Consider the following 23,251-nt stretch of genomic DNA (forward strand, 5'->3'; position numbering starts at 1 on the left):
CGTTGCCCGGGTTTACGGACAGCTCTTCGGAACTTTTCGGTGCGGCGGAGTATCTCACCACCCGTACGTCCGTGACCGAGGAGAGGAACTGTTCCGCATGATGTCTCGCGTTCGTGTGCTGCTGCCGACCGCACTGGTGCTGGTGACCGGTTCGGTGATGACCGCCGCGCCGGCCTCCGCCGTCATCGGCGGGTCGAAGAGCACCTACGGCCCGTGGGCGGTGCGCATGCTCGTCGACGGCAAACCGGCGTGCACCGGGACGGCGGTCACACGCCAGTGGATCATCAGCGCCTCGCACTGCTTCTACGAGCAGGCGCAGCCGATCGCCGACAAGCGGATCTCGTTCAGGGTCGGCAACCTCGACATGCGGAAGGGCACCACGGTGCGCCCGGTGCGCGGCCGGCGCGTGGGGAGTGCGCGCGCCGACATGATGCTCATCAAGGTCCCGCCGATGAAGGTCCGTACGGCGCGCCTGGCCACGGCCCGCGTCCAACGCGGTCAAGTCGTCCGGCAGTACGGGTGGGGCGCCACCTGCACCCGGGACGAGAACGCCTGCCAGTCCCCCGTGCTCAAGCAGTCGGACCTGCGGGTCGTACGGCCGAACGACCCGCGTTGCAAGGGCTACACCACCCCGGGCGGCTCGGACTTCTGCATGGAGAAGGTGTCGGGGATCCCCGCCGGCGGCGACTCCGGAGGCCCGGTGATGAGCATCTCCCCGCGCGGTACCGAAACCCTCCTCGGCGTCTTCGACGGCTCCGACCGGGCCAAGATCGCCGAGGCCGGCGAGATCGCCCAGCAGCTCACCTGGATCCGCTCGGTCACCCGGCGCTAGCGCGGAGCGCGGGCAGTACCAGGTCGGCGGGCTGGCCGGCGCGCGTTTCGGTCGGCGCGCGGGAACGGACCCGCACGCTCCAGCCGTCCCCGTCCGGCCGTGCCAGGCGGGGGCGGGGGCGCGGTCAGGAGAGTTCCAGGCCGCCGTCGATGGTGAGGACCTGGCCGGTGAGCCAGGTCGAGGCCGGGTCGGCCAGCCGCAGGATCCACACCGCGACCTCCGCGGGTTCGCCGCGGCGCCCCAGCGGGATGCGGGCGGCCTCCTCGGCCTTGATCCGGGCGATGGACGGCTCGTCCAGCCCGGCGGCGGCCAGCGCCTGGCTCTCGGTGGGGCCGGGGGCCAGCGCGTTCACGCGGATTCCGTCCGCGGCCAGCTCCACCGCCCAGCTCCGGGTCAACTGCTCCAGCGCGGCCTTGGAAGCGGCGTAATGCGCGGCGCCCGGCAGCGGCCGGTGCCCGTAGGTGCTGGAGACGTTGACGATCGAACCCGCGCCGCGGCGCAGGTGCGGCAGCGCGGCACGGGCCAGCAGGCTGGGCGCGGTGACGTTGAGGTCGAACACCTCGCCGATGCCGTCGGCCGTGGTCTGGTCCAACGGCATCATCTTGGTCGCGCCGGCGTTGTTGACCAGGACGTCCACCCCGCCCCACCGCGCGACCGCGGCTTCGACCACCTGCCCGGCGGCCTCGGGCACGCGCAGGTCCGCCGGATGCGCTTCGATCCGCGGATGGCCGGCCGCCGTCTCCTCCAGCGCGTCCTTGCGGCGGCCGACGCCCAGCACCCTGGCCCCGGCGGCCGCGAACGCCCCGGCCGCGGCGCGGCCGATCCCCGAGCCCGCGCCGGTGACGACCACGACCTTCCCCGCGAACTCCCCCTCGACGCCGTCGTGAAGCCGAACGGTCACTGCCCATCTCCATTGTTCGATGTTCGTCAAACATCGAACAAGGTAGCATCGGCGGTATGAAGCAGGCACGCCATCCGGAACCGGGCGAGATGACTCTGGTCGCGGTCCTGGGAGCACTCAGCGACCCGATCCGGGTCGGACTGGTGCGCGTGCTGGCCGACGGCCGCGAACGCGGATGGGGCCAACTCCACGCCCCCGTGGCCAAATCGACCCTCAGCCACCACCTGCGGGTCCTGCGCGACGCCGGTCTCACCCGTACCCGCCAAGAGGGCACCCGCTGCTTCGTCGAACTACGCCGCGACGACCTGGACGCCCGCTTCCCCGGCCTCTTGGACTCCGTCCTGGACGCCGCCCACAGCGACGACATCGGCGCCCACGTCCATGTGTCCGACTCCCCCGCCTGACGGAACGGGGCGGTGGTCGCGCTGCCGGTAGCGCTCCAGGGCGCGGTGGGCAAGCCGGCGGAACAGTTCTGTTCGGTTGCGGAAACGGTGCGGCGCGGTGCCGGTGGGCACGCCGGCCCGGGCGTCCAGCGTCCGGGAGGTGACGCTGCGGGCGCCGCGCTGGGCAGCAGTTCGATCGCCGCGCCTAGGAAGGATGCGCCGTTCGTCCGCGCCATCGTCCTTTCCCGTCTCCGCCTTCCCGGAATTCTTGGGCTCTTGCCGGTGCGGAAGGCGCGGTTTACCTTCTGCGTGTAGCGCAACAGCCATAGCGTTTCGGTCGTAGCGCTTCGAGCGTAGTGGCTGCGCTTAATGATTGTTCGTGGCGTTTGTGCATTCCGGTGGGGCCCCGGGATGAACGCGCCGCTCCCCCATCGGCCCTCGATGTCCTCTGATGGAGTTCTTATGGGCAGACCAAGGCGGATCGCCGCGCTGTCGGCCGTTATCGGCCTCGTGGTCGGCGGCCTGGCGGCTCCGACCGCGGTGGCATCGGCGGCTCCGGTCCCGGCCCCCACCCCGGCGCCGCGTCCGGCCGCGTCGGGTGGTCAGGGCGCCAAAAGCGCGCTAGGGATACGGCACTTCTATAACGCGCGATTCCAGCGGTGTCTGGATGCGGACATCAACACCGGCGGCAACGGCGGCGTGGTCCAACTGTGGGACTGCGGTCCCTGGAACCAGCAGGACTGGGACGTCCGGCCGGACGGCTCGATCTACAACATGCGTTTCCAGCGGTGCCTGGACGCGGACATCAACACCGGCGGCAACGGAGGCAAGGTCCAGCTCTGGGACTGCGGTCCCTGGAACCAGCAGTGGTGGGTTCTCCGCCCGGATGGTTCGGTTTACAATGTGCGTTTCCAGCGGTGTCTGGATGCGGACACCAATACCGGCGGCAATGGCGGCAAGGTGCAGTTGTGGGACTGTGGCCCATGGAACCAGCAGTGGTGGTATTGACCATGCGGCACGCCTCCAGAACGATCGCGCGTTCCGGAGCTGAGTAGTACAACGAGAAGCCCGTGCCCGCCTTTTCGGAGGCGGGCACGGGCTCGGTGTGGTTCGGGTCAGCCGTAGAAGGTGACCAGGTCCTGGAGCGGCAGTGGTCCTTCGGGGAAATCGCGTGCGAACGCGTTGAAGTTGAGCGTCTCGTCCACTGCGGCCAACAGGACCTTGACCAGGTCGGCCGCCTCGACCTGGTCGACGATCGCGGCGTACGCCTCGCGCATGGGCGGTACCTGATCAGCCTTTACGTGGCCGATGATCGGAGCGTTCCTCGCCTGCGGCGTATCGGTGAACGGGTTGTCGTACATGAATCCCATGGGCGTGAGCTCCCGAGGCACTCCGGCGCCCTGGAACTCCTCGCTCGCCTCCGCCAGATAACGCGCGCCCCGCCGCAGAGGCCCGAAATCGAAGCGGGTCGACTCGCCGTACTCGATCACGTCCTGCCAGACGCGGGCATAGGCGTCGCCGCCCTCCGGATGCTTGGGACGGTCGCCGAAGATGTCGTCGACGGCCTCGACCATCGTCCGGGACGCGTCCACCTCCCCTTGCGCGTCAACGGCCTCGGCGCGCCGCCGGGTCTCCTCCACCGAGCCCGGTGCCGGGTGCCGGACCCAGAACTGCGCGTTCTGGATGCTCACGCTGTAGATCGTGAGTTGCGTGCTCATCGGCCTCCTTCGCCTTGGGCCACGAATTCCGGTCGGGGCGCGGCCAGCGCCGACGGGCATCCGGCCGTCCACCACCGCATCGGGACAGGCTAGAGCGGGCTGGGCCTCCCCCGCCAGCGCTCCGCGGAGGTTCGGCTGGACCGGTCCGGTGCCCGTTCCGGTGTCAGGCGGATTGGGCCAGGACGGATTGCGGCTGGATTGGCTTGTCGAGGAATCCGAGCTTGGTCATCGTGTCGCCGACGCGTTTCATGGCGGCGGGGTCGTTGCCGGTCGGCCAGGTCGTGGGAATGGCGATCGACGTCGCCTGCGCCGGGGTGAGGTGCATGAACGTGGGCAGTGTCTTGCGAACGAGTTGCGGGTCGTTCTGAGCGAGCTGGGAGGCTTCCTTCAGGGCGGTCTGGAATTTGGTGACGGCGCTGCGGTGGCCGTTGATCCAGGTGTCCGTTCCGGCCCAGCCGGCGATCGGGAAGCCGGTGGCGCTGCCCGCCCAGACGTCGACGACCCGGGGGTTGCCCGCCGTCTTGGCCTGGCTCTCCTGGGTGCCGGTGAGCCAGGACGCGTCGACCTGGCCGTTGTTGAGGGCGGACAGGGCGTTGGGCACGGGCACCTGGACGAACTTGACGTCCTTGGGGCCGATGCCGGCTTCGGCGAGCCGGAGGCCGGTGACCAGGTCGGCGACGGACCCCATGCCGGGGACGCCGATCTTCTTGCCCTTGAGGTCGGCCATGGAACGGATAGCGCTGCCCTTCTTGGTGAACAGCCCGTCCGCCCCGGGCTGGCCCACCCGCGACTGCGCGACGAACTTCAGTTTCAGGCCGTGCGAGGCGCCGGAGAAGACCGTGACGTAATTGACCATTCCGATGTTGGCACCGCCGGATTGCAGGGCGGCGACGATGGAGGAGCCGGATTGCCCGGCCATGATGGTCACGTCCAACCCGTGCTTGGCGAAGATGCCCTTCTGCTTGGCGATGTAGATCGGGGTGACATTGGGCTGCGGCGACACCAGGATCTTCAGTTTGGCGTCGCCCGACTTTCCGGCCGAGTCGGAGCCGGAGCAGGCCGAGGCGGAGATGGCCAGTGCTCCGGCCACGGCGAGGACGCAGGCCGTTCGGGCATGGGGAACAGAACGCATGACGGCTCCAGGGACGTGGCGAAGGGGAAGGCGTTGCGAAGGGGAAGGCGTTGCGAAGGGGAAGGCGTTCAGCAGCTGTGGATCAGGTCGTAGATCTTCGCGCGGGTGTCGAGGTACTCCTCAAGCCGCTTGGTGCCGACCTGGTCGCGGGGGTAGGGCAGGTGGACGGCGACGGTCGCCATGACGTGCGAGGGGCTGCCGGACAGGACGAGGACGGTGTCGGCGAGGTAGACGCTCTCGTCGATGTCGTGGGTGACGACGACGATGCTGGTGTCGGTCTCGGCCCGGATGGTCAGGACCAGGTCCTCCAGGTCGGCGCGGGTCTGGGCGTCCACGGAGGCGAACGGCTCGTCCATCAGCAGCAGCCGGGGCCGGGTGACCAGGGCGCGGGCGATCGCGACGCGCTGCTGCATCCCTCCCGACAGTTGCCAGGGGTACTTGCGGGCCGCGTCGGAGAGCCCGACCATCGACAGCGCCTCGCGGGCGCGTTCGTGCCGTTCGGCTCTGCCGAGCCCGCCGCGCAGCGGGAACTCCACGTTGCGCAGGACGCTCAACCAAGGGAACAGCGAACGGCTGTAGTCCTGGAACACGACCCCGATGCCGTTGGGGATCCCGCGGATCGCTTCGCCCTCGAAGCTCACGGTGCCGCCGGTGGGGGTGATGAGCCCGGTGAGGCAGCGCAGCAGGGTCGTCTTGCCGGCGCCGGACGGGCCGACGATGGACATGGCCTGCGCCGCCTGGAGTTCGAAGTCGACGGAGGCGATCGCCTGGTGTGACCGTTCACCGGTCCCGTAGCGGTGCTCTAGTCCCTCGACCGCGAGGATGGGAGGGGTCACTGGGTGCTCCTTAGGACATGCCAGCGCAGGGCGTATTTCTCGATGAGCAGGAACAGGGCGTTGAACAGCACGCCGAAGAACGCCAGCACGGCGAGGGTCGCCCACAGCGCGGAGACGTCGAAGGTGTTCTGGGCCTGGAGCGCGGCGCCGCCCAGGCCGCCCGCGCCGGCGAACATCTCCGAGCCGACCGACAGGACGATGGCCAGCGACATCGCCACCCGCAGCCCGGCGAACATCTTCGGCGACGCGGCCGGCAGCAGCACGCGGAAGAAGCGCCTGACCGGGCCGAGGTGGTTTAGCCTGGCCACGTCCACCTGGAGCGGCTCGATCTGGGCGACACCGGCGGCGGTGTTGAGCAGCACGGGCCAGACGCAGCTGAACACGACCACGGTCAGGTGCATCGCGGTGCCGACTCCGAGGACGGCGATGGACAGCGGCACCACCACGATCGGCGGCGTGCTGCGCAGCAGCAGGAGCGGCGCTCCGGTGTAGTCGCGGGCGGCGGGCAGCGCGCCGATCACCGCGCCGGCGACGATCCCGGCGCAGGAGGCGATGAGCCAGCCCGCCAGGGCGGTCTCGAACGTCTGGCGGACGGCCGCCCAGGCCGCCTCGGAGACGAACAGGTGCGCGTCGGGGCCCGACAGCCAGTCGGCGCGCAGCCGGTCCCAGATCGCCGACGGCGCGGGCAGGAAGAACACCGGCCGTGCGGTCACCCGCCACTGCCACACCGCGAGGATCACGGCCATCACCGCGGCGCCGCTCAGCATTCCGGCGGCGCGCCTCATCGGGCCTGCTCCGCGGCCCAGGGGCAGGCGAGCCTGGACGCCAGCGCGACGACGGCCCCGATCAGGATGCCGAGGACGCCGGTCAGCACGGCGGTGGCCCACAGCACGTCGATGTCACCGGTGGAGGTCGCCTGGATCAGCACGCCGCCGAGCCCGTGCCCGGCCGAGGCCAGGTACTCGGCGCCGATCACGATGATCAGCGCGAGCGGCGCGGCGGTGCGCAGGCCCGCCATCAAGAACGGCAGCATCGACGGCAGCACCACCCGCGCGACCAGCGCGAAGCGCCCGCAGCCGAGGACGCGGCCGGCGTCGCGGGCCTGGGAGTCGACCTGCCCGACACCGTAGATCGTGTTGAACAGCATCGGCCACCAGCAGCCGAACGCGCCGACCGCCACCTCCATGGTCCGGCCCTGGCCGAGCGCCAGGATCGCCAGCGGGATGAACGCGACCGCCGGGACGGGACGCAGGATCTCGAAGGGAAGCCCGAAGGCGCGGTAGGCCAGGCGGCTGGACCCGAAGGCGATGCCGATGACCACGGCCGCGGCCAGGCCGGCCACCACCGCCATCACGACCGCCGTGACCGTCGCCAGGGCGGCGGTGGCGAACCCTTCCGCGGTGACCAGCTCGCCCACCTGGGAGGCGAGCCGGCCCAGTCCGGGCACGGCCCACCGGCGCGGGCCCCACCACGCGAGCGCCTGGACGATCAGCGCCAGCGCCGCGAGCCCGAGCCCCCCGCGCCACGCGGCGCGCGCTCTCGGCCCGGTCATCCGCGCCGGCCGGTCAGGTGCGCCGGGCCCCGCCGACGCGGGGCGGGCACCGGGCTGGGTGCTCTGGACATGATCGGCTCCTCGACTGTGGTGTTGCAGGTCACAGCGAGTTTCCAACTCACAGTCCTGCTGGTCAAGACTTTTGTCCTGCAAATCGAATCAACCTTGTACGGGTGGCCCGAGCCCTCCTGAGGGTGCGCCGAAGGCCCGGTCGGCGCGGCGGCCGACCGGGTCCCTTCGGAGCCGGGGTCGGGGTTACGGGTTGACGACGGCCATCCACATCGGTTCGGCGCGGCCGAGGACGGCCGCCATCGCCTCGGGGGCGTCGCGGAGCGCGAAGCGGTGAGTGATCAGCTCGTCCGCCCGGAGCCGTCCGGAGTCCAGCAGCCCGAGCACCGCGGAGGTGTCCTCACGGGTGCAGCCGCGCGTTCCGACGACCTTCCAGCACCGGGTCATGATGACGCGGATGGGGAACGGCAGGACGTCGCCGCTGCCGCCCATGTGGACCAGGGCGCCGCCGGTCGCCAGCGCCTCCGCCGCCTGCGCCGTGCCGGGGCCGCCCGGCAGGTAGTCCAGCACCGCGTCCGCGCCGCCGGGCAGCAGCTCGCGGAGCCGGGCGGTCAGCGCGCCCGTCTCCGCCCAGCCGGGCCCGAGGTCCTCCAGGGCGACCGTGCGGACGGGCACGGAGCCGGCGAGAGGCCGCACCGCCTCCAGCCGCTCGGCCGACCTGCCGACCAGGACCAGCTCGCCGACCTGGAACGACTCAGCCAGCTTGACGGTCGCGGTGCCCATCGCGCCGGTCGCCGCGGTGACCACGACGGCCGCGCCGGGGTGCAGGTCCGCGCCGTTCAGCGCGCGGTGGGCGTTGCCCAGCTCGTGGAGCTTGGCGGCGACGTCGAAGCCGACGTGGTCGGGCAGCGGGTCGACCAGCCGGTCCGGCACCCGGACGTACTCGGCGAGCCCGCCGTCGTGGTAGCGGGCGTACAGCTCCATGGGGCCGGTGCCGAACGCGGCGTTCCCGATCATCGCGGCCTCGGCGCACATCTGCTGCCGCGCGGTCGTGCAGTACCGGCACATCCCGCACGACAGCATCGGATGCACCCGGACGCGCGCGCCCGGTAGCGGCCGGCCGGAGCCGGTCCGCGCGTCGGCCCCCGCCTCGACCACCGTGCCCGCCACCTCGTGTCCGGGCGTGCTGGGCAGGTGCGTGAACCGTCCGCGCGCCAGGTGCTTGGTGATGCTGGGCGCCAGCCCCGCGGAGGCGACCTTGACCAGGACGTCCCGGGGGCCCGGCTCGGGCACCGGCACCTTCTCCAGGTGCAGGTCGAGGGAGCCTTCCCGGACGCGGACCGCGAGCATGTCGGTCACCGCAGGGCCTCCAGTTCGGCGGGGGTGATGGCGCGGGCCTTCTTCGCCGCCTCGGCCACCTGCGGCATCGCCTCGGCGGTGGCCACCGCGAGGTGGGTGCTCGGCTCGGAGTGGACGCCGGTGAAGGCGACCCCGCGCGGGATGCGGACGAAGTCGCCCGGGACGAGCTCGACCGTTCCGCGCTGCGTGACGAGGGTGCGGGTCCCGCCGGCCTGGTACTGGATCTCGTCGGCGTCGAGGTGGCGGCGGAAGACGCGCCCGTCGGACGACTCGGCCACGACCTGCCCGATCAGGATCCGCGGCGTCTCGTACAGCCAGGCCGTCTGCCCGCAGCGCACGAGGCGCAGGCGGGCGTCGGTGCGCTTGGCCCGGTCGATGAGCAGCCGTTCGTCGGCGGCCGCGACGTGGATGCCCTCGCCCTGCCCGCCGCGCATCTCGGTGATCATCTCGTTCTGGACGGCCGGTTCCCAGCCGGGGAACGGGGTGGCCAGGTACTCGGCGGTACGGGTCGCGGGGAGGCGCTCGACGACCGGGCCGGGGCTGTAGAAGAGCAGGTGGATGTCGCCGTCGCCGAGGTTGTCGTGCGCCACCCCGGTCGGGATGCGGGAGAAGTCGCCGGCGGTGTGGGTGATCGTTCCGAGTTCGCTGATCAGGACCCGGCTGCCGGTCACCTGGTAGGAGAACTCCTCCACGTCGGCGTTGCGGTGGTAGAAGCCCTGCCGCCCCGTCATCGTCTGGATCTCCATCCGCAGGGAGTCGCTCTGGAACAGGCCCTTCGGATGGGTGCGGCCGCGGTCGACGTACTCGGGACTGAAGTGGACGACCTCCAGGGGGTCGTGGTCGCGCAGGGCGCGGGCGCGGATCGGCAGCGGTTCGCCGATCAGCAGCTCCTCCCGGCGTTCCAGGACCATGGGAGGTTCGGTGAACGGGAAGGCGTCCAGGTGCTCGTGCACGATGCCCATGTCAGAGGTAGCCCCTCTCGGTGTAGAAGGCCGCGGCGCCGGGGTGCAGCGGCACCGGCGGATCCAGCGGCAGCCGGCGCATGTCGATCGGGCTGGTCATCGCGGCCGTGGGCCCGGTGAACCGCCCGGAGATCTGGTCCCTCTGCTCCTCCAGCGCCTCCAGGGCGCCGCGCGCGGTACCGTCCGGCAGGTCCTCGCCGCAGTAGAGGATCCAGCCGGAGAAGTCGATCGTCGGCACGTCCCGTTCGACGCCTCGCAGCCGCCCCTCGCGCAGCACTCCCGGCCACATGCCGAGCTCGGCGCAGCGGGCCAGGACGTCCTGCTCGATCGGCAGGTAGTCCAGGTCGTAGGTCTCGCTGATCCGCTTCCACCGCCAGGTCATGACGGCCTCGTCGAAGACCGCGTCGAACGACGGGTCGACCGGGACCGACTCGGGCAGGTTGGGGTACTTGGGCCGGTCGTGAAGGATCCGTCCGCCCCACGACTCCAGGTCGGCGACCGTGAAGCCGTACAGGCCGAACAGCCGTTCCAGCGCGATCGCGGCCGGATGGCCCGAGTCCCGCGTCGGCATCGAGATCTTCAACCCCAGGCGGCGTTCGCGCACGTCGTGCAGGCTGCGCACGCCGTGCTCCTTGCGCACCGCCAGCACGAGCTGGTCGTCGTGCGCGAAGCGAGCCAGCGTGCGCAGCCCTTCCTGACCGGCCAGATGCCACGCCGGGGTGGTGATCGCCACCTGGTAGCGGCCCTGCCTGACCAGGTCGGGGCCGTTCAGGGCCAGTTCGGCGTACGGCGTGCCGGTGACCACCGAGACCGTCGAACCGCGCGGCAGTCCCCCGCGGGCCATGCCGTGCGCGATCAGGCTGCCGACGTTGGTGAAGTTACCGCCAGGGCAAAGAAGCTTGAGATCGACCACTGCGCTCTCCTGACGCTTGCGAAAGTCCAGGCAGCCTAGCCTGTCTCGTATATTGTGACTAGTGTCCTGAGAGATGAGAATAATCGAGTGACCGGCGCAGACGGAGACCTGCATCTCATGTAGCTTCTCCTGTATGGCAGGACAACGAGCCGAGCAGGCGGGCGGCTACCGCGAGCGCAACTCCACCGCCGACCGCGCGCTGGACATCTTGCTGCTGTTCGAGGACGCCCGGCTCACGGTCGGCGGGCAGGAGGTCGCCGACCACCTCGGCGTCGCCCGGTCGACCGCGTACCGGTATCTCCAGAGCCTGGTGTCCTCGGGCCTCATCGAGGAGCACCGGCCGGCGGGCTACCGGCTCGGGCCGCGCGTGTTCGAGCTGGCGCGGCTGGCCCGCAAGGGGCTCGGGCTGTCGGAGATCGCTCGGCCGGTGATGCGGGAGCTGGCCGACCGGGTCGGCGAGGCGGTGCTGCTGACCCGCCGGACCGGCGCCACGGTGGTCTGCCTGGAACGGGAGGAGACCGACCGTCCCGTCCGGCTCTCCTACGAGCGGGGCCACGTCCTGCCGGTCAACGCGGGAGCGTCCGCGATGGTCCTGCTGGCCTGGGCGCCGGACGCGGAGATCGACGAGATCCTGCTGCACAGCGGCCTTCCCAAGTTCACCGGAGCCACCGTCACCGACGCCGGGGTGCTGCGCGAGCGGCTGGCGGCGATCCGCGAGCGCGGGACGGCGGTCTCGCGCGGCGAGCTGGACGCCGACGTGCTCGGCGTCGCCGCGCCGATCCGCAACGCCGACGGCGAGGTGGTCGCGGCGGTCAGCGTCGCCGCCCTGTCCCACCGGGTGCCCGACGAGCGGGTGCCCCGGGTGGTCGCGGCGGTCGAGCAGGCCGGAACGGAGATCACCGAGAAGCTCGGAGTCATCGATGCCTAGCCGCCGCCGGACCCCGCGGCGGCTGGCGCGGCGGTTGGGCCGGGCATCAGACCCGGCAGGGGGACCGCGGCGCGGTCACCGGACGCGGCGGACGTTCCTCAGGGCGCGGGGGGCGTGGCGAGGCCGGCGATCACTTGCCGCAGGTGCTCGCGCATGGCGTGCTCGGCCGCGGCGGCGTCTCCCGCGACCACCGCCTCCACGATCCTCTCGTGCTCGGCCAGCGAGGTCTGCGGGCGTCCGGGCTGCAACGCGAGGCGGAACTGGTAGCGGACGAGCTGCCCGCGGAGCCGTTCGATGGTCGAGATGGCGGTGCGCTGGGCCGAGATGTCCAGGATCCGGCGGTGCATGAGGTGGTTCAGATCCGAGTAGCCGAGCAGGTCGCCGGCGGCGATCGCGGCGCGCATGCGCTCGACCAGCTCGCGCAGCGCGGCGTGGTCGGCGGAGGTGGCGCGCGCGGCGGCCTTGGCGGCGCACAGGCCCTCCAGCGCCATCCGGCACTCGGTGATCTCGACGGCCTCGGCCACGCTGACCACGCGGACCCGGGCGCCCTTGTTGGGGACCCGTTCCACCAGGCCCTCGGTCGTCAGGTCCGCGAGGGCGAGCCGTACGGCCGCGCGGGTGACGCCGAAGCGTTCCATGAGGTCCGACTCCACCAGCCGCTGCCCCGGCGCGTACTCGCCGCTGTGGATGCACGCGCGCACGCCGTCCAGGGCCCGCTGCTGCGCGGCCGCGTTGCGCTGATCGGCCGTACCGGCCTTGCCGTCAAGGGGCATGTCGGGTCTCTCCTGCCGCTGTGTCGCCACTGTGCCGCCGGCCATGGCCCGGGACCGTCCGCGGGCCATAGATTAGCCACGAGATTGTTGATAATCGTATCGACCATCTGCCCGGCCGTTGCCGACACCAGCCGGCCGGTGCGCGCGAGCCTCCGGCTCCTCCCCCGGAACCGATTCCCCATAATCATCATGCACATTATCGTGCTGAGCCCTTGACGTGTCCGCTGTGCTGGGAGCACTATCACCGCAATCATCATGCTGAATTAGGAGTTGGGGATGCTCAGTGCCGACCTCGCCGACCCGGTGCCCGTGCTGGTCGCCGGCGGCGGCCCGGTAGGGCTGGCGACCGCGCTGGAACTGGCCCACCACGGCGTGCGCAGCCTGGTCGTCGAGCCCCGCGAGGAGGTCTCCTGGCTCCGTCCGCGCGCCAAGACCACCTCGGCGCGCACCATGGAGCTGTTCCGCCGATGGGGTCTGGCCCGGGTGATCCGCGAGCGCGCCGCGCTGCCCGTCGCCTGGTCGGACGAGGCTGTGTTCGCCACGACCCTGCTCGGCCGGGAGATCACCCGGTTCGACCGCTGCTTCGGCCTGGACCTGGCGGGCGACGACCTGGTCGCCGAACCCGGGCAGCAGGTGCCGCAGCCGCTGGTGGAGCAGGTGCTCCGGGAGGCCGTCGAGGCGTCGCCGCACGCCGCGCTGCTGACCGGGTGGCGGGTGACCGGCATGGCCGACGGCGCCGAGGGCGTCACGGTCGCGCTCGCGGGCCCCGGCGGCGCCGTTCGCGAGATCAGGGCCGGGTACGCCGTGGGCGGCGACGGCTCGCGCAGCGTGACCCGCGCGCACATCGGCTCCCGCTACGAGGGCGCGAACGACTCACGACCCAACTTCAACGTCGTCTTCCGCGCGCCCGGCCTCGCCGAGCGCGTCCCGCACGGCCCGGCGGTCCACTACTGGGTCCTGAACCCGGCCCAGCCCGGCCTGGTCGGACGGCTGGACCTGGCCGACACCTGGTGGTGCATCGGGCAGGGCGTCACGCAGGCGGCCGGCGAGGCCGACCCGCTCGGCCTCGTCCGCAACCTGGTCGGCGCGGACATCGAGGCCGAGATCCTGGCCACCGACCCGTGGACGGCGCGGATGCTGCTGGCCGACCGGTACGCGCGCGGCCGCGTCTTCCTCGCCGGAGACTCCGCGCACCAGAACCCGCCCTGGGGCGGCCACGGCTTCAACACCGGCATCGGCGACGCGGTCAACCTCGGCTGGAAGCTCGCCGCCGTGCTGAACGGCTGGGCCCCCGCCGCCCTGCTGGACAGCTACCAGGCCGAGCGCCGGCCGGTCGCCGAGGCGACGATCGCGGAGGCCGCGCGCAACATGGCCACGCTCGCGCCCGAGCTGGCCGATCCGCGCCTGGCCGGGGACGACGCCGCGTTCGCCGCCGCCCGCCCGGCCGTCGCCGCCGCCGTGCACCGCGCCAAGGACGGCGAGTTCCACAGCCTGGACCTGGTGCTCGGGCACACCTACGCCGGCTCCCCGATCGTCACCGGGACGGCGGGCGAACGGCTGCCGCACCGATGGCTGGGGCCCGGCGACTCCCTCTACGACCACCTCGGCCGCGGCTTCACCCTGGTCGGCGACCTGACGGCTCCGGCCGCCGCGGAGTTCGCCAAGGCGGCCGACGAGGGCGGCGTCCCCCTGGACACCTTCGACATCCCCGGCTCCAAGCTGGCACTGGTACGGCCCGACCAGCATCTGGCCTGGCGGGACGGCGACGGAGCCGTTCCGCGGGACGTGCTGCGCAAGGCCGTGGGCCACCCCTGACGGGCCCGCCCTTCTGCCCCGCTCGTTCTTCCGACCCGTTCGCCCTCTCAGCGGGTCCGTCTCGACCGGCTCCCCCGCCGTCCGGTCGCCTCCGCATGGATCGGGCTCCCACCCCCTCGGCCCCGTACGTCCAGGCCCTCGACCGCACCGGCCGAAGGCCGCGCTGACCAGCGTAAGGAGATCCCATGACCGCAACCGCACCGTCCGCCCGCGGGAGAGGACAGGCGGGCGTCCTCGCCTTGGCCTGCCTCATCCTGTTCGTGGACGGCTACGACCTGTTCGCCATCGGGACCATCGGCCCCAGCCTGATGCACCACCGCGAATGGCATCCCGACTCCGGAACGCTGGGCATGCTCGGCAGCGTGACGGCCCTCGGCATGCCGTTCGGGTCGATCCTGGCGGGCTGGGCCGCAGACCGCTGGGGACGGCGCACCCCGATCGCCGCCGCGGTCACGTGGATCTCGCTGTCGATGCTGGTCGCGGGGCTCGTCCCGGACCTGTCGTCGTTCGCCGCGGCGCGGTTCTGCACCGGCGTCGGCATCGGCGCGCTGGCCCCGCTGGTCGGCGCGTACGTCACCGACTCGGCCCCGGCCAACCGCCGCACCCTGCACCTGGCCATCACCATGGGCGCCATCGGCGTCGGCGGCACCGTGTCCGCCCTGCTGGGCCGGCTGCTGCTGCCGGAGACGCCGTTCCAGCGGCTGTTCCTGTTCGGCGCCGTGCCGATCATCCTGGTCCCGCTGATCTGGCGGGTCATCCCGGCGGGCCCGCCGTCGCACGATGCGGCCCACGGCAGGACCCCCGCCGGACGCAACCGGGTGCTCCAGCTCCTCGTCCCCGAGAGCCGGCGCACCACGGTCCTGTTCTGGGTCGCGGCGTTCATGAGCATGGCGCTGGTCTTCAGCACCACCGCCTGGCTGCCCACGGTGATGATGAAGTCGGGCTACGACCTCGGCTCGTCCCTGGAGTTCTCGATCGCGTTCACGCTCGGCGCCAGCTTCGGCGGCCTCGGCGTCTCGCTGCTCGGCGACCGCGGCCGGCTCAAGCTCGTCACCTTCGGCTGCTTCCTGCTCGCGGCGGTCGCGCTGTTCGTCCTCAGCACGCCGCAGCCGCGCCCGCTGCTGCTGGTGATGTCGGCCCTGGCGGGGCTCGGCTCGCTCGGCTGCCAGAACATGGTCATCGCCTGCATGACCGCCTTCTACCCGCCGCGGCTGCGCGGCACCGGCCTCGGTGTGGGCCTGGGCGTCGGACGGCTGGGCGCCATCGTCGGCCCCACCTACCTGTCCATCGCCACCGACACGTTCTCCTCGCACCGGGCGGGGTTCTTCGCCTTCATGGTCCCCGCCGTGCTCGGCGCCGCCACCATCGCGATGCTCGGCCGCGAGCCCTCCGCCTCGGCCGATCCGGGAGCGACCGCCAAGGCCGTGTCGGTCGGCTAGCCGGAACGACGCCCGTCCCCCTCGGCGCCTCGCGCGGGCGCCCGGCGTTCGCCTGCCCGGAAATGCGCGCTGACCAGGCATTCTAGATTGTCGCCAAAACTATTGACAATTTCGGCGACAGACTTCTAGGTTCGCATCGTCTCCACAACGTTCCACCGGCTAAGGAGAGAGACGATGACCGCACCGGACCGAGGAGGGGACCGCGGGTCCCTGCTCGTGGTCAGCGCGCACGCCGGCGACTTCGTGTGGCGCGCGGGCGGCGCCATCGCGCTGGCGGCCGAACGCGGCGACGAGGTCACCGTGGTGTGCCTGAGCTACGGCGAGCGCGGCGAATCGGCGCGCGCCTGGCGCGAGGGCAGGAAACTGGAGGAGATCAAGGAGCTGCGGCGGGCCGAGGCCGAGGCGGCCGCCGCGGCGCTCGGCGCGACGACGGTGTTCCTGGACGCCGGCGACTACCCGCTGCTGGAGTCGCGGGAACTGGTCGACCGGCTCGTACGGATCTACCGGGAGGTCACGCCCACCACGGTGCTGACCCACACCCTGGTCGACCCCTACAACGGCGACCACCCGGCGGCGGCGCGGATGGCGTTGCAGGCCCGCGTGCTCGCCCAGGCCATCGGGTACGAGGCGCCGGGCGAGCCGCTCGGGGCTCCGCCGGTGTTCTGCTTCGAGCCGCACCAGCCGGAGATGTCGGGCTTCACCCCGAACGTTCTGCTGGACGTCACGCCGGTGTTCGAGCGCAAGCGCGAGGCGATGCGGTGCCTGCCCGCGCAGCAGCACATGTGGGACTACTACACCGACCTGGCCAAGCGGCGCGGCGTGCAGCTCAAGCGCAACGCCGGTCCGAACCTCGGCCTGGCCCACGCCACCATGGGCGAGGCGTACATGAGGCTGTACCCGCAGGTCACGGCGGAGCTGTCGTGAACGCGGTCGTGGTCACCGACCCGCCGCGGGCCGACATCGGCGAGGTCGAACGGCTCGGCGCGTTCGGCGTGGCGACCGTGCACGAGGCGATGGGCCGCACCGGCTACCTCGGCCCCGGCCTGCGGCCGGTCTGGCCCGGCGCGCGGATCGGCGGCACCGCCGTGACCGTGCTGTGCTGGCCCGGCGACAACCTGATGATCCACGTCGCGGTGGAGCAGTGCCGGGAGGGCGACGTGCTGGTCGTGACCACCACCTCGCCCTGCACCGACGGCCTGTTCGGCGAGCTGTTCGCGACCGCGCTGCGGCGACGCGGAGTGCGCGGCGCCGTCCTGTCCACCGGCGTCCGGGACGTGGCCGAGCTGCGGGCGATGGGCTTCCCCGCGTGGTCGGCCGCCGTCAGCGCGCAGGGCACCGTCAAGGCCACCGCCGGATCGGTCAACGTGCCCGTCGTGATCGGCGGCCGGCTCGTCCGGCCCGGCGACGCGGTGCTCGCCGACGAGGACGGCGTGCTGTGCGTTCCCCGCGAGGACGTCGGACGGGCGCTGAGCGCGGCGCGGGCCAGGGCCGACAAGGAGGCCGCCAGCCGCGCCGCGTTCCAGCGCGGCGAGCTCGGCCTCGACCGGTACGGGCTGCGCGACCGGCTCGCCGGCTTCGGCATCTCCTACGTCAGCCACGCCGAGCACACCGCCCGGCCGTCCGAGACCGAGGACGCCGGACGCGGTGAACGTCCCGAGCAAGGGCCCGGCCGTGCCGCCCGCTGACCGCGGCGCCGCGGGCGTCCGCTGCATGATGATGCGGGGCGGCACCTCCAAGGGCCTGTACTTCCTGGCCGGCGACCTGCCCGCCGACCGGGCGGAGCGGGACGCGACGCTGCTGCGGATCATGGGCAGCCCCGACCCCCGGCAGATCGACGGCCTCGGCGGCGCGGACTCGCTGACCAGCAAGGTCGCGGTGGTCTCCCCCTCGACCGCCCCGGACGCCGACGTCGACTACCTCTTCCTCCAGGTCGGGGTGGGCGAGGCGACCGTCACCGACCGGCAGAACTGCGGCAACATCCTCGCCGGCGTCGGCCCGTTCGCGGTGGAACGCGGCCTGGTCCGCCCCGGCGGCTCCGACACCTCGGTGCGGATCCGGATGGTCAACTCCGGCGGCACCGCCACGGCGCGGTTCGCCACGCCGGGCGGCGGCGTCCGCTACGACGGCGACACGGCGATCTCCGGCGTGCCCGGCACCGCCGCGCCGATCGTGCTGGACTTCCCCGCCGCGGACGCCGCGCCGCTGCCCACCGGGCGGCTGCGCGACCTGGTGGACGGCATCGAGGTCACCTGCGTGGACAACGGGATGCCGGTGGTCGTCGCGACCGCGGACGCGTTCGGCCTGACCGGCCGCGAACCGCACGCCGCCCTGGCCGCCGACGATCGGCTGCTGGAACGGATCGACGCGCTGCGCACGCGCGCCGCCGAACTGATGGGGCTCGGCGACGTCTCCGGCGGCTCGGTCCCCAAGACCGTGCTGGTGGCGCCGCCCGCGGACGGCGGGATGCTGTGCGTCCGCTCGTTCATCCCCGTACGCCCGCACGCCGCGCTCGGCGTGCTCGCCGCCATCAGCGCCGCCACCGGACTGCTGATGCCCGGCGCCGTGGGCCACGAGCTGACCTCGTCCTGGCCGCCCGGCACCTCGCGGGTGGACATCGAGCACCCCTCCGGCCACCTGACGGTCGAGGTGGAGCTGGACACGCGCGCCGATCCGCCCCGCGTGCTGCGTTCGGGCGTGGTCCGCACCGCCCGGAAGCTGTTCGACGGCACGGCCTCCGCGTAACGGCCGGCGTTCGACGTTCAGCGTTCGGCGGTTTCACAGGACACAAGGAGAACGACATGCCTTTGCGACACGAGATAGCCCATCTGGGAAACCTGGAGCTCTACACGCCGCAGCCGGAACGCAGCCTGGAGTTCTTCACCACCTTTCTCGGCATGACCGTGAACGGCGCGCACGGGGACTCGGTGTTCCTGCGCGCATGGGACGACTACGAGCACCACACCGTCAAACTCACCGCCCACCGCACCTCGGGCATCGGCCGTACGACCTTCCGGGCGAGCAGCCAGGAGGCGTTGGACAGCCGGGCGCGGGCCATCGAGGACGCCGGGCTCGGCATCGGGTGGCGGGACGGCGATTCCGGTTACGGCCCCACCTATGTGTTCCGTGATCCCGACGGGCACGAACTGGGCCTGTACTGGGAGAGCGAGCCGTACGAGGCGCCGCCCGAACTGCGCCCGGCACTGAAGAACCAGGCCCAGGCATATCCGGCCCGGGGCGCGAGCGTGCGCCGCCTCGACCATGTCAATTACCTCGGCGCCGACGTCGGACGCAACCGCGACTTCCTGCGCGACGTGCTCGGCGGACTGGTGACCGAGGAGATCGTTCTGGAGGACGGCACCACCAGCGGCAGTTGGCTCACCTTCACCAACAAGGGCTACGACGCCGTCTACACCGAGGACTGGACCGGCGGCAACGGGCGGCTGCACCACATCGCCTTCGCGCTCGACACCCGCGAGGACATCCTGCGCGCCGCCGACATCGCGCTGGACCAGGGCGTGTTCATCGAGACCGGCCCGCACAAGCACGCGATCCAGCAGACCTTCTTCCTCTACGTCTACGAGCCCGGCGGCAACCGGATCGAGCTGGTCAACGCGGGCGCGCGGCTGGTGCTCGCGCCCGACCGGAAGCCCATCACCTGGTCGCAGGAAGAACGGGCGAAGGGCCAGGCGTGGGGGCTGCGGACGATCGAGTCGTTCCACACGCACGGCACGCCCCCACCGCCGACCAGGCTTGACCGTTAAGGAGAACCGGCCTTGGGCACCGTTCACGAACACTTCGAGACGTTCCCTTTCAATACCGCTCCCCGCGTCCTGCGACGGCAGGAGGAACTGCTGCTCGCCGAGCCGTCGACGGGCCCGAGCGGACGCAAGTACTGGCGCGACCATCCGCCGATCGAGGTCGTCCATTTCAACCCCGAATACCAGGAGCACTCCTTCGGACCGCCGCGCGGCGTCTACGAGAGCGACTTCATGCGCCTGGAATGGCAGTCGATGGTGGGACGGCAGCCGTTCTACCACCGCAACTGCGACGTGGACGAGATCTCCTACCAGGTGACGGGCGCGCGGACCCTGATGTCGGAGGCCGGCAGCGTCGATCTGGAGCCGGGCGACTTCTCCCGGCTGCCGGTCGGGGTCGCGCATGACAACTACGGGCGCCAGGACATCCACGTGCTGTTCTACGTGCCCGCACCCGTCACCGAGGAACGGCCCGCCGACCGCACCTCGCGGCCGGCGATCCCGCCGTTCCCGGGCTGGGAGCCCGCCGTGGTCAACGAGCTGGTCACCGAGTGCCTCGGCGGCCCCGGCCACGACATCGTCCCCGCCCGGGCCGACGAGCTCGCGCTGCTGGAGTACGCCGAAGAGCACGATGAACGGCTCCAGATCCTGCGTCCCGGCGACGAGCCCGGGACCACCTGGCTGTACCGGTCGGCGGACGTGCTCATCGGCCGTACCTTCGCCGAGTCGTCCGACGGCCGCGTCTACCGCAGGATCCGCAATGCCGAGCAGATCGACTACCAGCTCCGCGGGCACCGGACCCTGGTCACCCAGCGTGGAACGGTCCGGCTGGAGCCCGGCGACTTCGCCCGGATCCCCGTGGGCGTGGCGTTCACCAGCATCCACCGCGGGCCGAGCGCGCACATCACCGTCGTGTCCGCGCGGGAGGTCCCGCAGGTCGCCGAGGCCACCGGAACGGCCGAGCGGCTCCCGGCCGACGAGATCGAGCGGCTCCGGCGGACGGCAGAGTGAAGCGGGGAACCATGGGAGACGACACGGCGGGCGGGCGCCCGCCCGAGCCGAAGATCGGCCGGTCCGTCACGCTGCACCTGCGCGGCGACTGGGGGACGGCGAACCTGCACCGGGTCTGCGGCTGGATCTCGCAAGAGCTCACCGACCGCTGCGGACCGCACACCAGGATGGCCGTGTGGAACGGCCGGGGCTGCGTCGACGCGGTGCGGGCGGTCGGGCGCGGGGAGGTCCACGTGGCCCTGACCACCCCCGCCGCGTTCGCCGCCGCCGCGCTGGACGGGCGCGGCGTCTACGCCGGCGAGGGCTTCCCGGAGCTGAGGGCGCTCGGCGTCGTACCGCAACGGGACCGCCTGGTGATGGGCGTGCACCGGTCGTGGGACATCACCTCGTTCGAGCGGTTGCGTGCGCGCAGGCCGGCCCTGACGCTGGCGACCTCGGTCAACGACGGGGAGAACCACGTCGGGCTCGCCGCGCACGCGCTGCTGGACCGGTCCGGCGTCGACGTCCTCGGCTGGGGCGGACGGTTCCTGTCGGACGAGCGGCCGTTCGAGACGTTCGCCCACGTGAAGGCCGGCCGCGCGGACGCGGTGATCCACGAGGCGGTGATGCTGCCGCACTGGCAGGAGTTCGGCGGCGACCTGCACTTCCTGGAGGTCGAGCGGGACGTCCTGGACGGGCTGCGCGGCGACTTCTCCTGGCCCGAGGCCATCGTCGAGGAGGGCCACTTCCCCGGGAGCCCGCGCTTTCGCACTCTGGACTTCTCCGACTTCCTGGTGATGACGCGCTCCGATCTCCCCGACGACGTCGCCTACGCCATCGCCTGGGTGCTCGGCGAGACGCGCGGCACCATCGAGCGCCAGTACCGCCACCTTCCCCCGAACGCAGCCCGGTCACGTACCCGCTGGACCCGGCCGCGATGGGCCGCGCTCCGATCCCGCTGCACCCCGGCGCCGCCGCGTACTACGACGCCCTGCCCGCCACCTGAAGGAGCACCCGCATGAACCACGCGGACACGAGCCGTCCCACCACGGCGTCGTGGATCACCCTCGACACCGCCGACGGGCCGATGCGCGTCTACACGGCCGAGCCCGTCCCCGCGGGCGGGTCCGGGGCGCGGGCCGGGAGCGCCGTCGTCGTCCTCCAGGAAGCCTTCGGCGTCAACGACCACGTCCAGGACATCACCCGGCGCTTCGCCGCGCGCGGCCGTCTCGCCCTCGCGCCCGACCTGTTCCACCGCAACGGCGCCGGGGTTCTCGGCTACGACCGGCACGCCGAGGCGATGCCGTTGATCGGCGCCATCGGACCGGACGCCATCGCGACCGACGTCCGCGCCGTCCTGGACCACCTGGCCGCCTCAGAAGGCATCGCGCCGGGCGCCGCCGCTCTCGTCGGCTTCTGCTTCGGGGGCCGCGCGGCGTTCACGGCGGCCACCGCGATCCCGGGCCTCGCCGCGGCCGTCGTGTTCTACGGCCCCGGCATCGCGGCCGGGCCGCACGCCGTCCTGGACCGCGCCGAGGCGATCGACGCGCCGCTGATGCTGCATGTCGGGGCCGAGGACCCGGTCATCCCGCCGGACGACGTCGCCGCGATCCAGGCCGCGCTCCGCGAGGCCGGAGCCGACTTCGAGCAGCATCTCTACCCGGGCGCCGGGCACGCCTTCGCCTGTGACGCCCGCCCGCACCTGTACCGGGAGGAGGCCGCCGCGACCGCCTGGGGCCGCACCCACGCGTTCCTCGACCGCCGCTTGCCCGCCGCCGAAGAGAGACGAGCCCGATGAACGCCATGCTCGCAGCCCGCGCCCACCAGGGCTCCACCGAGCTGCACCTCACCACGATCCCCGTGCCCGAGCCCGGCCCGTTCGACGTGCTGGTCAAGGTCGCCTCGGCCGGCATCGCGCCCGGGATGATGCGGCTGCTGGAGGCGGGCGCGTTCAAGCACCTGCCCACCACGCTCGGCCACGAGGCCGCCGGCACCGTCGCCGCCGTCGGCGCGGACGTGCCGGGGTTCGCGCTCGGCGACCGGGTGCGCGTGCACCCCAACCTGACGTGCCGGTCCTGCGTGTACTGCCGCACCGACCGGGAGATGATGTGCGCCGAGCAGGCCATGGTCGGCCATGCCGCCTTCGGCCACGTGCCGATGCCGCTGTACGAGGAGTACCACGACGGCGGCCTCGCCGAGTACGTCCGCGTGCCGCACTGGCTCCTGGACCCGCTGCCCGACGCGGTCGGCTTCGACGTGGCCGCCAAGGTGCACGACCTGGCCAACGCCGTGCGCGCGCTCAAGCTCGCCGACCTGCCGCTCGGGGCGACGCTGGTCGTCACCGCCGCCACCGGCGCGATGGGCACGGCCACCGTCAAGCTGGCGCCCCACTTCGGCGTGGCCCGGCTCGTCCTCGTCGGCCGCAGTGCCGAACGGCTCCGCGACGTGCGCCGCCTCGCGGGCCCGCTGCCCACCGAGACGCTCGCGCTCGAAGAGCTCCCCGAAGACTGGGAGACCTCGCAGGACCTGACCCGCCGCCTGCGGGACCTGGCGCCGGGCGGCGCGCACGCCGTCCTGGACTACGTGCCCGCCGGGGCGGTGGCGGAGCAGGCGACCGCCGCGCTGGCCACCGGCGGAACGATGGTGCACATGGGCGGCAACCCCGGCGTGGTGCGCGTCCCGGCCCGGGTCCTGATGACCAACTGCTGGCGGATCGTCGGCACCCGCGCCTGCACCCGCACCGACGCCGAGCACGTGCTCGGCCTTCTGGAGCGCGGTGTCCTGAACGCCGATGAGCTGATCACCCACCGGTTCCCGCTCGCCGAGGCTGCGCAGGCCGTGGCGGCCATGCAGAGCCGCAGCGAGCCGATCTGGATGACGGTCGTCAACCCGTGACGGCCCCGTGACACGCCAGGGCCCGGCCACCGCGAGCGCGGTGGCCGGGCCCGATCGTT

Annotated in this window: 25 protein-coding genes; 15 read left to right on the top strand and 10 right to left on the bottom strand. The window is 72.3% G+C overall.

Going from position 1 to position 23,251, the window contains the following annotated elements:
• Window positions 1-97: 97 nt before the first annotated feature.
• On the top strand, window positions 98-832 hold the full coding sequence (locus GEV43_RS42105) for a trypsin-like serine protease (RefSeq protein ID WP_160826272.1): 735 nt from the start codon (window positions 98-100) through the stop codon (window positions 830-832).
• A 124-nt stretch (window positions 833-956) separates the two neighbouring features.
• Here the strand turns inward: GEV43_RS42105 and GEV43_RS42110 are convergent, their stop codons facing one another.
• Window positions 957-1,733: an SDR family NAD(P)-dependent oxidoreductase gene (locus GEV43_RS42110; RefSeq protein WP_160826273.1), complete on the bottom strand. Its 777-nt coding sequence runs from the start codon at window positions 1,731-1,733 to the stop codon at window positions 957-959.
• 56 nt (window positions 1,734-1,789) lie between these two features.
• Between GEV43_RS42110 and GEV43_RS42115 the strand changes: the two genes are divergently transcribed.
• From GEV43_RS42115 to GEV43_RS42125, 3 genes are all read left to right on the top strand, one after another.
• A complete protein-coding gene (locus GEV43_RS42115; RefSeq protein WP_175251201.1) occupies window positions 1,790-2,137 on the top strand; it encodes a helix-turn-helix transcriptional regulator in 348 nt (115 codons plus the stop codon).
• Window positions 2,138-2,149: 12 nt separating this feature from the next.
• Window positions 2,150-2,431, top strand: coding sequence for a hypothetical protein (locus tag GEV43_RS52655; protein WP_241684470.1), 282 nt, complete (start codon window positions 2,150-2,152; stop codon window positions 2,429-2,431).
• 147 nt (window positions 2,432-2,578) lie between these two features.
• The gene (locus GEV43_RS42125; RefSeq protein ID WP_160826275.1) at window positions 2,579-3,124 is read left to right on the top strand and encodes an RICIN domain-containing protein; all 546 of its coding nucleotides are present in this window, start codon (window positions 2,579-2,581) and stop codon (window positions 3,122-3,124) included.
• A 107-nt stretch (window positions 3,125-3,231) separates the two neighbouring features.
• On the opposite strand, the gene GEV43_RS42130 is transcribed toward GEV43_RS42125, so the two are convergent.
• The 8 genes from GEV43_RS42130 to GEV43_RS42165 all read right to left on the bottom strand — a co-directional run bounded on the left by GEV43_RS42130 (window position 3,232) and on the right by GEV43_RS42165 (window position 10,597).
• Complete coding sequence (locus GEV43_RS42130) at window positions 3,232-3,834, bottom strand: hypothetical protein (protein ID WP_160826276.1); 603 nt, start codon at window positions 3,832-3,834, stop codon at window positions 3,232-3,234.
• A gap of 163 nt (window positions 3,835-3,997) precedes the next feature.
• Window positions 3,998-4,924, bottom strand: coding sequence for an ABC transporter substrate-binding protein (locus GEV43_RS42135; protein WP_160826277.1), 927 nt, complete (start codon window positions 4,922-4,924; stop codon window positions 3,998-4,000).
• A 110-nt stretch (window positions 4,925-5,034) separates the two neighbouring features.
• Window positions 5,035-5,802, bottom strand: a complete 768-nt coding sequence (locus GEV43_RS42140) for an ABC transporter ATP-binding protein (protein ID WP_309240269.1) — start codon at window positions 5,800-5,802, stop codon at window positions 5,035-5,037.
• Window positions 5,799-6,587, bottom strand: a complete 789-nt coding sequence (locus GEV43_RS42145; RefSeq protein ID WP_160826278.1) for an ABC transporter permease — start codon at window positions 6,585-6,587, stop codon at window positions 5,799-5,801. Before GEV43_RS42145 ends, GEV43_RS42140 begins: the two co-directional genes overlap by 4 nt.
• A complete protein-coding gene (locus GEV43_RS42150; protein ID WP_160826279.1) occupies window positions 6,584-7,354 on the bottom strand; it encodes an ABC transporter permease in 771 nt (256 codons plus the stop codon). Before GEV43_RS42150 ends, GEV43_RS42145 begins: the two co-directional genes overlap by 4 nt.
• 255 nt (window positions 7,355-7,609) lie before the next feature.
• A complete protein-coding gene (locus GEV43_RS42155) occupies window positions 7,610-8,713 on the bottom strand; it encodes an alcohol dehydrogenase catalytic domain-containing protein (protein ID WP_175251241.1) in 1,104 nt (367 codons plus the stop codon).
• A gap of 5 nt (window positions 8,714-8,718) precedes the next feature.
• A complete protein-coding gene (locus GEV43_RS42160) occupies window positions 8,719-9,684 on the bottom strand; it encodes a hypothetical protein (RefSeq protein WP_160826281.1) in 966 nt (321 codons plus the stop codon).
• Between the two features lies 1 nt (window position 9,685).
• Window positions 9,686-10,597 (bottom strand): TAXI family TRAP transporter solute-binding subunit, encoded by a 912-nt coding sequence (locus GEV43_RS42165; protein WP_160826282.1) that lies wholly within the window; start codon window positions 10,595-10,597, stop codon window positions 9,686-9,688.
• A gap of 133 nt (window positions 10,598-10,730) precedes the next feature.
• On the opposite strand from GEV43_RS42165, the gene GEV43_RS42170 reads away from it, so the two are divergent.
• Entirely contained in the window at window positions 10,731-11,525 is a 795-nt protein-coding gene (locus GEV43_RS42170; RefSeq protein WP_160826283.1) for an IclR family transcriptional regulator, read from the top strand.
• A gap of 98 nt (window positions 11,526-11,623) precedes the next feature.
• Here the strand turns inward: GEV43_RS42170 and GEV43_RS42175 are convergent, their stop codons facing one another.
• Window positions 11,624-12,298: a GntR family transcriptional regulator gene (locus GEV43_RS42175; protein ID WP_160826284.1), complete on the bottom strand. Its 675-nt coding sequence runs from the start codon at window positions 12,296-12,298 to the stop codon at window positions 11,624-11,626.
• A 276-nt stretch (window positions 12,299-12,574) separates the two neighbouring features.
• On the opposite strand from GEV43_RS42175, the gene GEV43_RS42180 reads away from it, so the two are divergent.
• The 10 genes from GEV43_RS42180 to GEV43_RS42225 all read left to right on the top strand — a co-directional run bounded on the left by GEV43_RS42180 (window position 12,575) and on the right by GEV43_RS42225 (window position 23,192).
• Complete coding sequence (locus GEV43_RS42180) at window positions 12,575-14,113, top strand: FAD-dependent monooxygenase (protein WP_160826285.1); 1,539 nt, start codon at window positions 12,575-12,577, stop codon at window positions 14,111-14,113.
• 185 nt (window positions 14,114-14,298) lie between these two features.
• Window positions 14,299-15,552 carry an MFS transporter gene (locus GEV43_RS42185; protein ID WP_160826286.1) on the top strand — a complete coding sequence of 418 codons (1,254 nt, stop codon included), beginning with the start codon at window positions 14,299-14,301 and terminating at the stop codon, window positions 15,550-15,552.
• 174 nt (window positions 15,553-15,726) lie between these two features.
• Window positions 15,727-16,476 (top strand): PIG-L deacetylase family protein, encoded by a 750-nt coding sequence (locus GEV43_RS48815; protein WP_160826287.1) that lies wholly within the window; start codon window positions 15,727-15,729, stop codon window positions 16,474-16,476.
• On the top strand, window positions 16,473-17,237 hold the full coding sequence (locus GEV43_RS42195) for a 4-carboxy-4-hydroxy-2-oxoadipate aldolase/oxaloacetate decarboxylase (RefSeq protein ID WP_160826288.1): 765 nt from the start codon (window positions 16,473-16,475) through the stop codon (window positions 17,235-17,237). The genes GEV43_RS48815 and GEV43_RS42195 overlap by 4 nt, the downstream gene beginning before the upstream one ends.
• Window positions 17,197-18,294, top strand: a complete 1,098-nt coding sequence (locus GEV43_RS42200; RefSeq protein WP_309240270.1) for a 4-oxalomesaconate tautomerase — start codon at window positions 17,197-17,199, stop codon at window positions 18,292-18,294. The genes GEV43_RS42195 and GEV43_RS42200 overlap by 41 nt, the downstream gene beginning before the upstream one ends.
• Window positions 18,295-18,350: 56 nt before the next feature.
• The gene (locus GEV43_RS42205; RefSeq protein ID WP_160826289.1) at window positions 18,351-19,313 is read left to right on the top strand and encodes a VOC family protein; all 963 of its coding nucleotides are present in this window, start codon (window positions 18,351-18,353) and stop codon (window positions 19,311-19,313) included.
• Between the two features lie 12 nt (window positions 19,314-19,325).
• Window positions 19,326-20,318 carry a hypothetical protein gene (locus tag GEV43_RS42210; protein WP_160826290.1) on the top strand — a complete coding sequence of 331 codons (993 nt, stop codon included), beginning with the start codon at window positions 19,326-19,328 and terminating at the stop codon, window positions 20,316-20,318.
• Window positions 20,319-20,329: 11 nt separating this feature from the next.
• On the top strand, window positions 20,330-21,319 hold the full coding sequence (locus GEV43_RS42215; RefSeq protein WP_241684472.1) for a TAXI family TRAP transporter solute-binding subunit: 990 nt from the start codon (window positions 20,330-20,332) through the stop codon (window positions 21,317-21,319).
• Window positions 21,316-22,095, top strand: coding sequence for a dienelactone hydrolase family protein (locus GEV43_RS42220; protein ID WP_160826291.1), 780 nt, complete (start codon window positions 21,316-21,318; stop codon window positions 22,093-22,095). Before GEV43_RS42215 ends, GEV43_RS42220 begins: the two co-directional genes overlap by 4 nt.
• Window positions 22,092-23,192, top strand: coding sequence for an alcohol dehydrogenase catalytic domain-containing protein (locus GEV43_RS42225; RefSeq protein ID WP_160826292.1), 1,101 nt, complete (start codon window positions 22,092-22,094; stop codon window positions 23,190-23,192). The genes GEV43_RS42220 and GEV43_RS42225 overlap by 4 nt, the downstream gene beginning before the upstream one ends.
• The last annotated feature ends 59 nt before the right edge of the window (window positions 23,193-23,251 follow it).

The sequence above is a fragment of the Actinomadura sp. J1-007 genome, from assembly GCF_009793335.1.
GTDB classification, from domain to species: domain Bacteria; phylum Actinomycetota; class Actinomycetes; order Streptosporangiales; family Streptosporangiaceae; genus Spirillospora; species Spirillospora yumaensis.

Bases quoted from the DNA above. Each gene is read 5' to 3' on its own strand.
- GEV43_RS42105 (WP_160826272.1), top strand. From the start codon at position 98: ATGATGTCTCGCGTTCGTGTGCTGCTGCCGACCGCACTGGTGCTGGTG.
- GEV43_RS42205 (WP_160826289.1), top strand. From the start codon at position 18,351: ATGCCTTTGCGACACGAGATAGCCCATCTGGGAAACCTGGAGCTCTAC.
- GEV43_RS42130 (WP_160826276.1), bottom strand. From the start codon at position 3,834: ATGAGCACGCAACTCACGATCTACAGCGTGAGCATCCAGAACGCGCAG.
- GEV43_RS42125 (WP_160826275.1), top strand. From the start codon at position 2,579: ATGGGCAGACCAAGGCGGATCGCCGCGCTGTCGGCCGTTATCGGCCTC.
- GEV43_RS42160 (WP_160826281.1), bottom strand. From the start codon at position 9,684: ATGGGCATCGTGCACGAGCACCTGGACGCCTTCCCGTTCACCGAACCT.
- GEV43_RS42215 (WP_241684472.1), top strand. From the start codon at position 20,330: ATGGGAGACGACACGGCGGGCGGGCGCCCGCCCGAGCCGAAGATCGGC.
- GEV43_RS42180 (WP_160826285.1), top strand. From the start codon at position 12,575: ATGCTCAGTGCCGACCTCGCCGACCCGGTGCCCGTGCTGGTCGCCGGC.
- GEV43_RS42225 (WP_160826292.1), top strand. From the start codon at position 22,092: ATGAACGCCATGCTCGCAGCCCGCGCCCACCAGGGCTCCACCGAGCTG.
- GEV43_RS42175 (WP_160826284.1), bottom strand. From the start codon at position 12,298: ATGCCCCTTGACGGCAAGGCCGGTACGGCCGATCAGCGCAACGCGGCC.
- GEV43_RS42115 (WP_175251201.1), top strand. From the start codon at position 1,790: ATGAAGCAGGCACGCCATCCGGAACCGGGCGAGATGACTCTGGTCGCG.
- GEV43_RS48815 (WP_160826287.1), top strand. From the start codon at position 15,727: ATGACCGCACCGGACCGAGGAGGGGACCGCGGGTCCCTGCTCGTGGTC.
- GEV43_RS42185 (WP_160826286.1), top strand. From the start codon at position 14,299: ATGACCGCAACCGCACCGTCCGCCCGCGGGAGAGGACAGGCGGGCGTC.
- GEV43_RS42155 (WP_175251241.1), bottom strand. From the start codon at position 8,713: ATGCTCGCGGTCCGCGTCCGGGAAGGCTCCCTCGACCTGCACCTGGAG.
- GEV43_RS42170 (WP_160826283.1), top strand. From the start codon at position 10,731: ATGGCAGGACAACGAGCCGAGCAGGCGGGCGGCTACCGCGAGCGCAAC.
- GEV43_RS42220 (WP_160826291.1), top strand. From the start codon at position 21,316: ATGAACCACGCGGACACGAGCCGTCCCACCACGGCGTCGTGGATCACC.
- GEV43_RS42145 (WP_160826278.1), bottom strand. From the start codon at position 6,587: ATGAGGCGCGCCGCCGGAATGCTGAGCGGCGCCGCGGTGATGGCCGTG.
- GEV43_RS42150 (WP_160826279.1), bottom strand. From the start codon at position 7,354: ATGACCGGGCCGAGAGCGCGCGCCGCGTGGCGCGGGGGGCTCGGGCTC.